Below are 14246 nucleotides of genomic sequence, written 5' to 3'. Positions count from 1 at the left end.
GGCACCGGAGGATAGCAATGGCCGGAACGAGCAGGCGTGGCTTCATCGCTGGCGGTACCTGGTGTCTGGACCGAAACCGCAGGATCGACGCATGGCCCCGCGAGGACAGCGTTGGTATCGCCTGGGGGTTGGAGGAACGCGGCGGCGGCCCGGCCTGTAATCTTGCGATCGACATCAAGAGGCTCGACCCATCGATCCCGGTCGAAACCATCGGACTGGTGGGCAGCGACGAAGCCGGGCGAAAGCTCATCGCGGAAGCCGAGCGAGCGGGTCTCGACCATCGACAGATGCATGTCAGCGACCAAGCTCCCACTCATACAACCGAGGCCTTCATTTCGCAGGCAAGCGGCTTGCGCACGCATATTTCCGACCTCGGCGTTTCTACGCTCCTGAGTCCTGAGCATTTCGACTTCTCGACGACCTCGGCCCGTTACATGCATCTCGGTCTTCCCGGCATTCACCCGCGGATGGATTCGATATGGCAGGACGACGCCAACGGATGGGTCACCGTGCTCAAAGCTGCCCGCACCGCGGGCCTCGAAACCAATCTCGAACTCTGCACGGTCACGCCGGAACGGCTACGCGGCCTGATCCTGCCCTGCCTGCCGCATCTCGACACGCTGATCGTCAACGACAGTGAAATTGGGGCGCTGGCGCAGATGGCAACGAGTAGAGACGGCAGGACGGATGTGAATGCTTGCGCCGCCGCATCGGCGGCCATGCTGCAACAAGGTGCGATGCGGCTGGTTACAATCCATTTCCCCGACGGCGCGATTACGGTCCTGCGGTCGGGAGAGAGGGTATTCGTTCCCTCCGTGAAGGTGCCGCAAGACGCAATTGTCGGTCCCAATGGGGCCGGGGATGCCTTTGCTGCGGGCTTTATGTACGGGCTACACGAGGATTGGACGATCGAGGACTGCCTGCGGCTCGGTCACGCCGCAGCCGCGTGTTCGTTGAGAAGCGCTGGAACAACCGACGGGGTCGTCGGCTGGCGGGAATGCCTGGACGTTGCGGACCAATGGGGCCGGCGGTGAGGCCAGGTTGCCACGAGATCTCGATTTTTATCGATAGGAGGAGACGAATATGGGCGAGCATTTGGACGGCAAGGTCGCGGCGGTTACCGGCGCTGCTTCCGGCATAGGACTAGCAAGCACGCGGGCGATGATTGCGGAGGGGGCACGTGTAGTGCTCGTTGATCGCGACCGGAAGGCTTTGGACGCAGTCTGCGCTGAACTCGGCAGCGCCGCGATACCTCTGGAGATCGACCTTCTCGATCCCGCCAGTTGCGCGACCCTTATGCCCTCCATCGAGAAGCTGACCGGGCAACTGGATATTTTCCATGCTAATGCCGGCACCTATATCGGCGGCGATCTGATCGAGGCGGACACTGCGACGATTGACCGTATGCTCAACCTCAACGTCAATGCAGTGATGAAGAATGTCCATGACGTCCTGCCGCACATGATCGCCCGCGGCTTGGGCGATATTATCGTGACGAGTTCGGTCGCCGGTCACTACCCAGTCCCTTGGGAGCCTGTCTATTCGGCTTCGAAATGGGCCATGACCTGTTTTGTTCAGACAGTGCGGCGTCAGGTTAACAAGAAGGGCATCCGCGTCGGCTCGGTCTCGCCCGGACCCGTGATCAGCGCGCTGCTTGCCGACTGGCCGGAGGAAAATCTCAGGAAGGCTAAGGAATCTGGCAGTCTGATCGAGCCCACCGAGGTGGCCGACGCCATCATCTTTATGTTGACGCGGCCACGAAATGTGACAATCCGCGATGTCGTCGTGTTGCCGACCAACTTCGATATCTGACGACGCGGCTGGTGCCCAGGAACGCGGACGCGCGCCGATATCTGGCGCCGGACGTATGGTCCTCTAGCGCATCAGCCCGGCCTTGCGAAGCGCATCCTCAATGACTTGCTGGATGCCGTCCGCTGCCCTCGTTTCTTGTGCGAAGGGAGCCTCGCGGTTGGGCGCGGGGCCGCTTGCGCGCCGCGCGGGTTCGAAATCGTCGCGAAGCAGTCCCCATCGCTTTGCCGAGCAAAAAGTGGAGGAAATGCCGATATCCAACATGTAGGGCGCAGCGTTTTCGAGCTCCGAGGAGGCGTCGATAGGCGTTCCGTGACCCATTCCGGTAATGCTGAAATATTCGATGACCTCGCGTCCCTCCGGGTTTTTCCAGACTGCCTTAGAATGGGCACCGATCGGTTCATGAAAGTCCGGCCGGGGGCCGACACCGTGGACGCCGCGCCATTGGTCGACGATCGCGCGGGCGTTGATCTCCGCAACGGTATTGTCCTGGCTGCCGTGCCAAACAGACACTACGGGCCAGGGACCATTATGCGGAGATGCTGCCTTCAATTTCGATTGCAAGGTCTTAATTTCGGGGAGGCCGTGCCCTCGCATTCGGTCGAAGGCCGCCGGCACCGTTGATGCGACACCGTAGGGCAAACCCGCGATGACCGCGCCGGCGGCGAACACCTCCGGATACGTGGACAACATGACGTTGGCCATTGCACCGCCTGCGGACAAACCGGTGATGAAGATCCGCGACGGATCGACCGTGTATTTCGACACCACGGCATCGATCATTTGACGGATCGAGCGGGCCTCTCCCTGATCGCGGCGGATGTCGCCTGGCACAAACCAGTTGAAGCAGAGGTTGCCGTTGTTCTCACGGGTCTGTTCTGGAAGAAGCACGATGAAGCCATGCTGATCAGCAAGCGCCGACCATCCGGCGCTATGATCGTAGCCAGATGCGGTTTGCGTGCATCCGTGCAGGACGACGACGAGGGCAGGGTGCTCGGCGCGATTGGAGGGCACATGAACTTTACCTGTAAGCCTCCCGGGATTCGATCCGAAATCCCGCAGGTCCTGAAGCCGGCCCGGTTGACCCGGGGGTTCGGTTTTGTGTGCTCGAAAACGCGCAAGCCGTTCCAATGTATCCGATAACGATCGCATAAATGCCTCCTGACAATCCGTGCCGGGACGGCAGCGACAATCAACAACGCCTTCCATATGGGAATGGTTGCTGCGGTGCACAATATTTAATGGTGAGCTTGTTCTGTGCGTATATCCTTGGCGAAGCCGAGGGGCGGGTTCATGGTGCCTCCCGCGCTCCGCAACGGACAATAAGCCCCCGCCGCGCCTGCGTCTCCGCCGGCCCCGAAACAATCTGCCCGGGTTTAATCTGCGGGAAGGCCGAAATGCAAAGCGGCGTCGAACCCCCGCCTATCGAAGATATCGAAAGGCGGGTTCCCTGGTCCATACCGCAAAAGCGTCAGGCGGCGTACCGGCTGGACCCGGCGGTTTCGCTACTGACACTGAAATGGCTGATTTGCTCGTTCAGCACTTCAGCTTCTGCGGCCAGCGAATGAGCCGAGGCGGAGGTTTCTTCGACCATGGCGGCATTCTGCTGCGTCACCTGATCCAATCCGTTGACTGCGGAACTGATCTCGCCGAGGCGAGCGGACTGATCGCGCGAAGAGCCGACGATCGCTCCGATGTGCTCGTTGATCGATTGAACGTTGTCCTGGATCAGTTCCAGGCTCTCACCGGTCTTGAGCACCAGGGCAACCCCATTCTCCACGTCGGCGGCAGATGAAGTGATCAATGCGCCGATGTCGCGCGCCGCCGTTGCCGACTTCTGCGCAAGTTCCCGGACTTCCTGTGCCACAACGGCAAACCCTTTGCCCGCCTCGCCGGCGCGGGCGGCCTCGACCCCTGCATTGAGGGCAAGAAGGTTTGTCTGAAAGGCAATCTGGTCGATCACGTCGATGATCTGGCGGATCTTGGACGAAGAGCTTTCGATGCGCTCCATGGCTTGAATGGCGTTGCGGACGACGGTGGTTGAGGTCTGGGCGCCCTGCAAGGTGTGGGCCGCTACATCCACTGCAGTTTCGCAGCGAGTGAGGGCAGCGTTGACCGCCCCGGTCATCTCGCCAAGCGCCGCTGCCGCCTCCTCAAGGGCCGCGGCCTGTCTTTCGGTACGCCGAGACAAATCGTCGGATGCCGTCTTCAGCTCGCTCGATCCCGTGCGAATAGTATCGACGCTATTGCCGATCGCGGCAATTGTGGCTTCCAGTCCGGCAAGGGAATTGTTGAAGTCGTGCCGCAAATGGTCGAGGGATTGACCGAAAGGCTTGACGATGCGCTGGTCGAGCCTGCCGCGAGAGAGTGCGGCAAGGCCGGTTGCCAATGCCGAAACAGCCTCTTCTATCTCACGCGCGCTTGCGGCTTTTTCCGCCTCACGATACTGGCGTTCTTCGTTCAGCTCCTCATTCTTTCGACGAGCTTCTTCCTCCATGCGCTCCTTGTCGAGAGCTCCCTGACGGAAGGATTCCAGCGCTCTGGCCATGACACCAATTTCGTCGCCACGGCTAGCGGAGGCAATGACGATGGCTTTGTCGCCCTCGTTCAAACGGTTCATCAGCTTTGCGAGGTCGGTCAGCGGTCGTGTCAGGCGCGCGGCAATGTAGGTGCCGGCGCCACCCATCCCCACGAGGACGGCAACGGTTGCCAGAACGGCCCAGATGGCAAGCGATCTTGCAGCGGCGAGCACCTGACCTTCTCCCTGTCCTATTGCCAGCAGATGAGGCTTGCCGAACAGCGTCACCGGTTGATAGGCGAAGAAGAGCGGGCGATCCCCAGCGGTAACGAACTCCGAGCCACTTGTCTGGCCCGCCGCCGCCTTTGCCAGTTCAGCCGGTGTATCGTGGGAGATCCCGTTTGCGAAGGAACCGCTGCGGAAGGCGCCTTTTCCGTCAAGCAGGACGGCCTCGTCGATCGATTTTCCGAAATCGTCGGGAGTCACGATACCCGTAAGCTGTTCGGCGGAGATGCGGAAGATCACGCTTCCCTTCGTGACTGTCTTACCCCAGGACGCCACGGCAAGTTGCTTGCCGATGAGAACGGAGGGCTTGTTGCCATCAGGCTCGTAAGGGACGAATTCGGAAACATGCACAGCATCTGGAGATGCCGCTTGAATCTGTTTCAGAAGCTCGTTGATCTGCGGCAGGTTCGAAGCCGGCTGAAGCAGTTCAGACCCTTTGGTGACCGAGTAGACGACCTGGCCGTTGTTGTCGATGACGTAGATATCGCTGACCCGGGAATTCTTCCAGGCGCTGGCGAGGGTGCCGTGGATTGCGCTGTGATGCACGGCATAGAGCAGCTTCAGCGCGGCGCCATCGAAACCAGCGCGGTCACTGACGGACATCCCGGGCTTCTGAAACTCCGCGCGGATGCTGTCGGCTTCGCTTGGGATGATGTTCGACATCGTTTCGACCGCCTGGCCGATAGCGGTGTTCTGGGCGAGGTCTGCAAGCGACTGCGAAACTCGTTCCTGGTAGGCCGCCAGTTGCTTGGACTGGTTCCCGGCTGCCGACTCCAGCCTCATCTTGCTTGCTTCGATCAGGCCGCTCTTTCCGATCTGGTAACTCAGAAGACCCACCGCGAGGCACGAAACAAACGTTGCCCCAACGACCAGCCCGACAAACTTTGCCTTAATCGACAAACGCCGGCCGGCGCCTTCCAGCTTGGATGACTGCAACATGACAGTTATTTTCCCCCACCAATACAATGATGAGAAGGGAACCTGACATGATATCATTTCGTTAAGTTTAACGAATCCAAGGGCTCAGCCAAATTTGTCTAAGAAATTGTGCCGCCCGGGTCGCCTCGGCCTTCACCTTAGCGGCAGCGCCGCAACCGTGCGGTTGAATTAGACGGCCGTACGATCTTTGGTCTTGACCGCGATCATTGGAGCCTACCGCTCCGCATGTTCGAGACCCGTATTTGCTCTGGAAGAGTATCGGTAAATCCGATACAGTCCGACAAATACGATGAGACGGACGAATGAGCTCCAACTTTCTGGTTATCGATCCTGAAAAAGATCTTGCCGCGATCAAAGGCATTTCCTCACTGGCGCGAGTGAAGCTTCTAAAGGAATTGTCAAAACGGCCGGGGATCAATGTCAACGATCTCGCGCAGGTGTCCGACCTGCCGCAATCGTCCGTTTCCGCTCATCTTCAGGTCCTGGAGAAAGCCGGGCTTATCCGGACCGAAATGCAGAAAGCCCGCAAAGGGAACCAGAAGATCTGTTTTGCTGTCTATGACGAGCTCGTCGTCACCTTTCACCCGACCACACAGGCCCTCTCCTCAGACGTCATAGAGGTGTCGATGCCGCTCGGTCTCTATACCAACAACAACGTCACCGGCCCATGCGGAATCTGCTCGGTCGAAGGCGTGCTGGGCCTTCTCGACGTGCCGGAAACCTTTATGGATCCTGAGCGGATGAAGGCGAGCCTGCTCTGGTTCACCAGCGGCTTCGTCGAATATCAGTTTCCAAACAACGCCAAACTGCGCGGCGACAGAATCGAGCAGCTCGAGATTGTGATGGAGGTGAGCTCCGAAGTGCCGGGAACGCTGGCAAACTGGCCGTCGGACATCGTCTTGTCCATCAATGGCAGAGAAATTGGCGTGTGGACTTCCCCTGGCGATTTCGGCGACCGGCGCGGGACCTATACGCCGGCTTGGTGGAAGCTGAAAGGGTCGCAGTACGGGATGCTGAAGACGTGGACCGTCGGGCCGGGTGGGACTTTCGTGGATGGTCACAAGATTTCCGATGTGCAGGCCAAAGACCTCGACCTCGACGACCATCGGTCCATTCGCCTGCGCGTCGAGGTCAAGGCGGAAGGGAAACATCCCGGCGGAATCAACATCTTTGGCCGGGGTTTTGGGAACTACGATCAAGACATCATTCTTCGTTTGAAGACCGCGGGGTAACCCAGGCAGTGCCTTCCTCGGCTGCGTTTTGCGGTGCAGCACATTCTTGCCATTGACATTCCCGTGCCGGCTCGAAACTATATCTGAAAATACGATCTATATCGTGGTTGCAGATACGGAGCAGTCGGCATGAAGGTACGGGTAGCGGTTCATCGGGATTTCAAGATCAGCCACATCGATGAGCGGCTTTACTCCGCCTTCATCGAGCATATGGGTCGTGCGATCTACGGTGGTATCTATGAGCCTGGTCATCCCCAAGCGGACGAGCGCGGCTTCCGCAAGGACGTACTGGCCTTCGTACGGGATCTAAATATCCCGGCAATACGCTATCCCGGCGGTAATTTCGTGTCGGCCTATCGATGGGAGGATGGCATCGGGCCGCGAGAGCAACGCCCGGTCCGGCTCGACCTCGCCTGGCGCTCGAAAGAGACAAACCAGATCGGCATCAACGAGTTCGCCGACTGGGCGCAGATGGCCGGCATCGAGATGATGCTGGCGGTCAATCTTGGTTCCCGCGGCCTCGACGATGCCCGTAATTTCCTGGAATACGTCAACTTCCCCTCCGGGACGGCCTGGAGCGATCTGCGTCGCTCGCATGGCAAGAACGATAGCCACAACGTTAAAATGTGGTGCCTCGGAAACGAGATGGATGGTCCCTGGCAGGTTGGCCACAAGGTGGCGGTCGAATACGGACGGCTTGCCAATGAAACGGCGAAAGCCTTCAAGAGCTTCGACAGCTCGATCGAAGCAATCGTGTGTGGCAGCTCGAACGATGGCATGCCCACCTATCCGGAATGGGAGCGCGAGGTTCTCGAAGAATGCTACGAGAACGTGGACTACATCTCGCTCCACAAATATTTCGGCAACAACAGCAAGGACACGCTCAACTATTTCGGCAAGATCGAAGAGACCGGCCGCTACATCCAGACGATCGCGGGTACGATCGATTATGTGAAGTCGAAGAAGCGCGCGAAGAACGATGTCCATATCTGCTTCGACGAATGGAACGTCTGGTATCACATTCGCGAAGAGGACAGCCATCGTTGGCGGACATGGGATTGGCCGGAAGCGCCGGCACTCTTGGAAGAAACCTACAATTTCGAGGACGCTCTCTTCGTTGCCGGGCTGTTGAACGAGTTCATCCGCCGCTCCGACCGCGTGCGCATTGCCTGTATCGCCCAGCTCGTCAATGTTATCGCGCCCATCCGTGCCGAAAAGAATGGGCCGGCCTGGCGCCAGACGATCTACCATCCCTACCGCTTCGCTTCGATCTACGGACGTGGCGAGGCACTGCGTGTCGCGGTCGATGGCCCGACCTACGACTGCAGCGTCGCGGACGATGTGGCCTATCTGGACGTCGCGGCCGTAAATAATCGCGACGAAGGCCTGCTTACGCTTTTCATCGTCAACCGTCACCTCACGGAGAAGGCCGAGCTCGATGTCGGGCTCACCGGATTTGGAAACCTCACGCTCGTCGAACACCATGTCATGGAGGGTTACGGTCTCAACGACACCAACGGTCCCGACAAGCCGGATCACGTCGTGCCGAAAAAAGGTTCAGGCGTCGGTATCGAGGATGGGAAGGTGAAGGGCTCGCTTGCGGCGCTTTCCTACCATGTGCTGCGCCTGAAGGTCGGCTGAGGGGGAAGCCATGGGAGTTACCTTACGGAATGTCAGCAAGAGTTTCGGGACTGTCGGGGTCGTCCATGATGTCAACATGGAGATTCCGACGGGAGATTTTGCGGTTTTCGTTGGCCCGTCCGGCTGCGGAAAATCGACTCTGCTTCGGATGATCGCGGGCCTGGAGGATACGTCCGGAGGCTCGATTTCGATCGAGGGGCGCGATGTAACCGACGTCGAGCCTGCCAGACGTGAGGTCGCGATGGTCTTTCAGTCCTACGCGCTTTACCCCCATCTGACAGTCTTTGAGAATATGGCATTCTCATTGCGGCTCAAGAAGACTCCGAAGGCTCGCGTGGCAGAGATGGTGCACGAAGCCGCTCGCATCCTGCATCTTGATGAGCATCTTAAGAAACGCCCATCGGAGCTCTCGGGAGGACAGCGCCAGCGCGTTGCCATTGGCCGCGCCATCGTGCGCCAGCCGAAGGTCTTCCTGTTCGACGAACCGCTGTCCAACCTCGATGCGGAGCTGCGCGTGCAGATGCGCATCGAACTTGCCAGGCTGCACAAGCAGATTGGCGCCACCATGATCTACGTGACTCACGATCAGGTGGAAGCGATGACGCTGGCCGACCGGATCTTCGTATTAAAAGGCGGCAGGCTCCAGCAGGCCGGGAGGCCTCTCGATCTCTATGACGATCCCGACAACCAGTTCGTCGGCGGCTTTATCGGCTCTCCGGCGATGAACTTCCTCGATGGTCGGGTGTCCGGGCGCCAGGGTGAGATGCTGAGGATCGGTTTGACCGGCCTGGACACGGAATTGTTGGCAAACGTGCGCGCCAACGTGGGCGAGGGGGTTCAGGTGAAAATCGGGCTTAGGCCGGAGCATCTTCGTATTTCGAGCGACGGCTTCAAGGCGACAGTCGAGATGGAGGAGGACCTTGGGGGTGTGTCTTATCTTCATGCACGGGTGCTTGGCGGCAAGGAGGTCATCGTGGAAACCCGCGGTCGGCGAGCAAGCCTGGACGGCAAGACCATCTCGCTGACGGCCGATGCCGGCGAGGTGCTTGTTTTCGGGGATGACGGAGTTCGGCTGCGCTGACGGGTCGACGTGGAGTTGGTTTCAACCGCCGCCGATCAAGAGATCGGGCGGCATGAACGGTGGAGGAGACTGGTATGCGATACAGAAGACTGTTTGCGGCGGGTGCTATCGCGTTGATGGCGATGCCGGCTTTCGCTCAGGAGAACATCACCTGGTGGGACTTCTTGAGTGGCGGCGACGGAGTGCGGATGAAGGCGCTGATCAGCCGCTTCAACCAGGAACATCCTGATATCAAGATAACCGGCACCACGCTGGAGTGGGGCATTCCCTATTACACCAAGGTCCGAACCGCCGTTGCCGTAAACCAAGGACCCGACATAATGACATATCATCTGTCGCGCATGCCATTGGGTCTTGAGGAGAGCGTGCTGGACGAGATCACCGACGAGGATCTCAAAAACGCAGGTTTGAGCAAGGATGATTTTTTCGATGCGTCGGTAAAGGCAGCGAGCGGCGATGACGGCAAGCTTTATGCGGTGCCTTTCGACATCCATTCGATCGTTCTCTATTACAATAAGACCTATCTCGAAGGTTCGCGCTTCCTCGATGCAAACGGAAAGCTTACCGGCATCGAGAGCCTCAAGGATTTCGAAGAAGCATTGGCCACCGCCAAGGAAAAGGGGGCAGAGGCACCGGTCACCTACGCAACCGGTGACGACGGAGGTACCTACCGCGTCTTTTATACTTTGCTCCGCCAGCAGGGAGGCGAGCTGATCGCTGGCAACGAGGTCTTGCCCGGCGAGAACTTGCAAAAGGCGGCGAAAGCCATCGAAGTGATGACCAAATGGGGTAGCAATGGATGGCAACCGGAACAGGCTGCCTATGAGGCCTCCGTCGCTCTCTTCACCTCGGGCAAATCGGCCTTCATGCTGAACGGCGTGTGGGAAGTGCCGACAATGGTGGACCTGAAAAAGAAGGGAACGCTCGGCTTCGAATGGGGTGCGGTGCAGGTTCCGAAGCTGATGGGAACCCAGACGACCTGGGCCGACTCACACGCCTTTGCCCTTCCGAAGAACAACCGCATGTCGCCTGAGAAGCGCAAGGCGGTCATGACTGTCATCGGCTGGATGGAAAAGAACGCCATCGCCTGGGCCGATGCAGGTCACATCCCGGCCTACAAGTCGGTCGCAGAGAGCGACCAGTTCAAGAAGATGGAGCCGAACGCCACCTACTCGGCGCTGGCGGATACCGCATCTTACGATCCGCGCTCACCGATCGCGGGCGTGGCTTCGCCAGCCTATGACGCCGCGATTAACGTCATATCGCCCGCCATTCACGGTTATGCCGAACCGCTGGCCGCCGCCGAGCAGGTCAAAGCGGACCTTGCAAATGCACTGAAGTGAGGGAATGAGAGCGGCTGCGTCCTTGAGGCGCGGCCCTCTGTTCTTTGAGGAGGGTTCAGACGTGGCAATGCTCACAAACCGGCGCAGGGAGGTGGCGGTCGCAGCTTCTTTGGTAGCACCCTTTGTGTTTATCTTTGTGCTGGTCTTTCTTTATCCTGCTATCCGCCTCGTCGAGCTCAGCTTGACCAATTCGCCGCTGATCGGATCCGGGACATGGATCGGGCTCGACAATTTCAAAAGGCTGCTGACCGACAAGCTGTTCTTCACGTCGCTGAGGAACAACGGTTACTTCATCCTGCTGACAGTCATTCCGACGACGGCACTGGCGCTCAGCATCGCGCTCATGATCACGCGCCTGCGCGGCCCCTTGCAGGCGCTCGCGCTGGCCGTCTTCTTTCTGCCCTATATCCTTCCGGTCTCTGTCGTGACGCAGATCTGGACCTGGATGCTGGATTTCCAGTTCGGGGTCCTGCAGCCTGTGATATCGTTCTTCTACGGCAAGCCGGTCCCCGTCTTCAAAAATCCCTATTGGGTCATGCCGATGGTGGCGCTCGTCACGATCTGGTGGACGAACGGCTTCAACATCCTGCTGTTCATTGCCGGCCTGCGAAATATCCCGAAGGATTATTATGAAGCGGCGCAACTCGATGGCGCGACGCGGTGGCAGCTATTCGCCAGAGTGACATGGCCCCTGCTCTGGCCGGTCACCGCCCTGGTCCTCACTTTGCAACTCATCCTGCAGCTCAAGATATTTGATCAGGTCTACCTTCTCAGCAGCGGCGGGCCGTTCAATTCCTCTTACGTGCTGCTGCTGATGGTCTATCGCGAGGCCTTCCAGCTCAATCATGGCGGTTATGCCTCGGCTATCGCGCTTATTCTGTTCGTGGTTATCGCAGTTCTTTCCGTGCTGCAGTTTCAGCTTTTGCGGGCCGGAGGACGCCGATGAAAACCATTCGCAAGGTCGAGAACGCTGTGCTGACGACGGGTACCTTCCTGGCCGCCGCCCTCTGGATCTTCCCGCTCTACTGGGCCTTCATTACCTCGATCCGCACCGAGGAACGGGTGGTTTCCAATGATGCCGGGGTGATTCCGGACGAGTTCAATCTCGGCGCCTATGCCGACATCCTCTGGAATTCGAACATCCTCAACTGGTACCTCAATTCCATCGCCACGGCGATGATCATAACCGTGACCGTCATAGTGACGGGCATGATGTGCGCCTACGCGATCTCGCAACTGCGTTTCCCCGGTCGCCGGCTCCTCTACGGTATTGTGCTTGCGAGTTTCATGGTCCCTTCTCAAGCACTGGTGGTGACCCAATTTATCCTGATGAACGACCTGGGGCTTATCAACACCTGGGCCGGCATCATTCTGCCGCAACTCATCGTTCCGGTGGTGATCATCGTCTACAAGCAATTTTTCGATGCGGTGCCGAAGGAAATGCGCGAGGCGGTGGTTCTCGACGGAGGCGGAGACTACACGCTCCTCTTCAAGATCTATCTGCCGCTCAACTGGGGCATCACGACCGCGCTCGCAATCATCACCTTCATCATGGCATGGAACCAGTTTCTCTGGCCGTTCCTTGCGGTAACGACGGAGAACATGATGACGATCCCTGTCGGGATCACGCAGGTCAACGACGCATTCGGTGTGTACTATGCCCGCCTGATGTCGGTTGCGCTGCTGGGCGCCATGCCCGTCGCAGTCGCGTACCTGATATTCCAGAAAAGAGTGACCGAGGCGGTCATGATCTCATCCGGCGTTAAGGGCTAGAAGCAAGCGGCGATCCGGCACGGCCATGCGATCTGCAACGGCTGACACGTCATGGAACGCCGGTCACCAAAAGATTGTTTGACCCATCGGACGGGTCATCGTGTTACGGAAGAATGCAATTGATCGAGCCGCCGGCAATTCCGGCGGCCCTTGCGGGTAATTGGCAAACAATCCAAGCAGAAACCCGTCCCGCGTGGAGCAACCGTCCTTTCGTCAGACGAGGCCAGGCACGACGAAGACCAGCCACGCTACCACCGGCCCGATGATGGCGATCAGCGCGCTGTAGATTAGCAATTGCCGCAATACCTGTTCGCGGGTTTCGTCCGGTGCGTTGGCAACGACAAGGGCGCCGTTGGTGGAAAACGGACTGGTGTCGACGATAGTCGTCGAAATCGCGATCGCTGCGACCACGCCAACGGCGCTGATATGGCCTTGCAGGAGGAACGGAACAGCAAGAGGGATGATGGCGCCGAGCAGTGCAGTCGACGAGGCGAAGGCGGAGACGATGGCTCCGGTGAAGCAGAGCAGCAGCGCGACCAGGAGCGGCATGCCGAGGCTGGATATGCCATTGGCGACATAGTTGACGGTTCCCGCTTTCTCCAGGACGCCGACGTAAGTGATGATGCCGGCGATCAGAAGTACGGTCGACCAGCTCACCTTGTCGACCGCCGCCTTCTGGGTTTTCGGCGAGATGAGAGCGAGCGCTACGGCAACCGTGATTGCGACCAGTCCGACATTGAACTTGAAGACCAGGGCACCGATCCCGAGGGCCGTCAGGCCGATCAGGGTAAAGACCTTTTCCGGAGTTAGACGCAATGTCTGAAGGGTGTCGGCCGCCGTCCCGTAGGCATGCTCCCTGATCGGCTTTGCCGGCGTGCCCCCATGACCCCTGATGGCGGCCGATACGCCTTCGGGGTGTAATTCAGGCAGAGGCCCGGTAGGCCCCGCAGCCTGTTTCATGATCCGCGCACCGCCGAAGACGAAGAAGACGAGCACCGCGATCGCAAGGTTGAAAAAGAAGCTGGAGAGGAACAGCGACGTCGGCGCAAAGGGCAGGCCGGCCTTGGCCACGATCTGGTTGGTAATGCCGCCATAAACACTGATCGGCGAGAAGCCGCCGGCCTGGGCGCCATGGATGACCATCAGCCCCATCATGACCGGGTGGATGCGGTACTGCACGGCAAAGCTCAACGCCACGGGAGCGAGGATCGCCACGGCCGCAGGCCCGAGCGCACCGAAACCGGTGATGATGGCGGCAACGACGAACATTACCCATGGAATCCAGGCGACGTGACCGCGCACCATGCGAACGGCGCATTCGACGAGCCAGTCGATGGTGCCGTTGATCTGCGCGATGGCGAAGAGATAGGTGACGGCGACCAGCGTCAGGAAGAGATCGCTCGGAAAGCCCGCGAAAATGTCGCTGGTCTTCATGCCGATAATCAGGGAGCCAAGCACAAAAGTGCAGGCGAACGCAAGCGCTCCCATGTTGATCGGCTGGATCGTCGCGATGACAAACATGGCCACAAGGAGCAATATTGATAGGATTTCGATGCTCATAGTTCCCCTCCCTGCGACGCCTCCAGCGTCGGCAGCTAACGTTCTTTTCAGGATTGCAAAACCCG

The 14246-nt window shown here is 59.0% G+C and carries 11 protein-coding genes; 8 read left to right on the top strand and 3 right to left on the bottom strand.

What is annotated here, in order from left to right; all coding sequences use genetic code 11:
• Positions 1–17 precede the first annotated feature (17 nt).
• On the top strand, positions 18–1034 hold the full coding sequence (locus tag EDE09_RS26045) for a carbohydrate kinase family protein (RefSeq protein ID WP_105370907.1): 1017 nt from the start codon (positions 18–20) through the stop codon (positions 1032–1034).
• A gap of 49 nt (positions 1035–1083) precedes the next feature.
• Complete coding sequence (locus EDE09_RS26040) at positions 1084–1812, top strand: SDR family oxidoreductase (RefSeq protein WP_105370908.1); 729 nt, start codon at positions 1084–1086, stop codon at positions 1810–1812.
• A 63-nt stretch (positions 1813–1875) separates the two neighbouring features.
• Here the strand turns inward: EDE09_RS26040 and EDE09_RS26035 are convergent, their stop codons facing one another.
• Positions 1876–2961: a PHB depolymerase family esterase gene (locus EDE09_RS26035; protein ID WP_132413342.1), complete on the bottom strand. Its 1086-nt coding sequence runs from the start codon at positions 2959–2961 to the stop codon at positions 1876–1878.
• A 319-nt stretch (positions 2962–3280) separates the two neighbouring features.
• A complete protein-coding gene (locus EDE09_RS26030) occupies positions 3281–5551 on the bottom strand; it encodes a methyl-accepting chemotaxis protein (RefSeq protein ID WP_105370910.1) in 2271 nt (756 codons plus the stop codon).
• Positions 5552–5853: 302 nt separating this feature from the next.
• Here EDE09_RS26030 and EDE09_RS26025 point away from each other — a divergent pair, with 302 nt between their 5' ends.
• From EDE09_RS26025 to EDE09_RS26000, 6 genes are all read left to right on the top strand, one after another.
• Positions 5854–6783, top strand: a complete 930-nt coding sequence (locus EDE09_RS26025) for a winged helix-turn-helix transcriptional regulator (protein ID WP_132413318.1) — start codon at positions 5854–5856, stop codon at positions 6781–6783.
• 129 nt (positions 6784–6912) lie between these two features.
• Positions 6913–8424: an alpha-N-arabinofuranosidase gene (locus EDE09_RS26020; protein ID WP_132413316.1), complete on the top strand. Its 1512-nt coding sequence runs from the start codon at positions 6913–6915 to the stop codon at positions 8422–8424.
• Positions 8425–8434: 10 nt separating this feature from the next.
• The gene (locus EDE09_RS26015; RefSeq protein ID WP_105370913.1) at positions 8435–9505 is read left to right on the top strand and encodes an ABC transporter ATP-binding protein; all 1071 of its coding nucleotides are present in this window, start codon (positions 8435–8437) and stop codon (positions 9503–9505) included.
• Positions 9506–9579: 74 nt separating this feature from the next.
• The gene (locus EDE09_RS26010; protein WP_105370914.1) at positions 9580–10848 is read left to right on the top strand and encodes an extracellular solute-binding protein; all 1269 of its coding nucleotides are present in this window, start codon (positions 9580–9582) and stop codon (positions 10846–10848) included.
• A gap of 67 nt (positions 10849–10915) precedes the next feature.
• Complete coding sequence (locus EDE09_RS26005; protein ID WP_112797025.1) at positions 10916–11794, top strand: sugar ABC transporter permease; 879 nt, start codon at positions 10916–10918, stop codon at positions 11792–11794.
• Positions 11791–12621 carry a carbohydrate ABC transporter permease gene (locus tag EDE09_RS26000; RefSeq protein WP_105370916.1) on the top strand — a complete coding sequence of 277 codons (831 nt, stop codon included), beginning with the start codon at positions 11791–11793 and terminating at the stop codon, positions 12619–12621. Before EDE09_RS26005 ends, EDE09_RS26000 begins: the two co-directional genes overlap by 4 nt.
• A gap of 213 nt (positions 12622–12834) precedes the next feature.
• Here the strand turns inward: EDE09_RS26000 and EDE09_RS25995 are convergent, their stop codons facing one another.
• Complete coding sequence (locus EDE09_RS25995) at positions 12835–14181, bottom strand: SLC13 family permease (RefSeq protein ID WP_105370917.1); 1347 nt, start codon at positions 14179–14181, stop codon at positions 12835–12837.
• Between the last annotated feature and the right edge of the window lie 65 nt (positions 14182–14246).

The organism is Neorhizobium sp. S3-V5DH (assembly GCF_004343065.1).
GTDB lineage: Bacteria > Pseudomonadota > Alphaproteobacteria > Rhizobiales > Rhizobiaceae > Neorhizobium > Neorhizobium huautlense.
The sequence above is the reverse complement of the archived record's forward strand: the minus strand, read 5'-3'. Positions and strand labels throughout refer to the sequence as shown.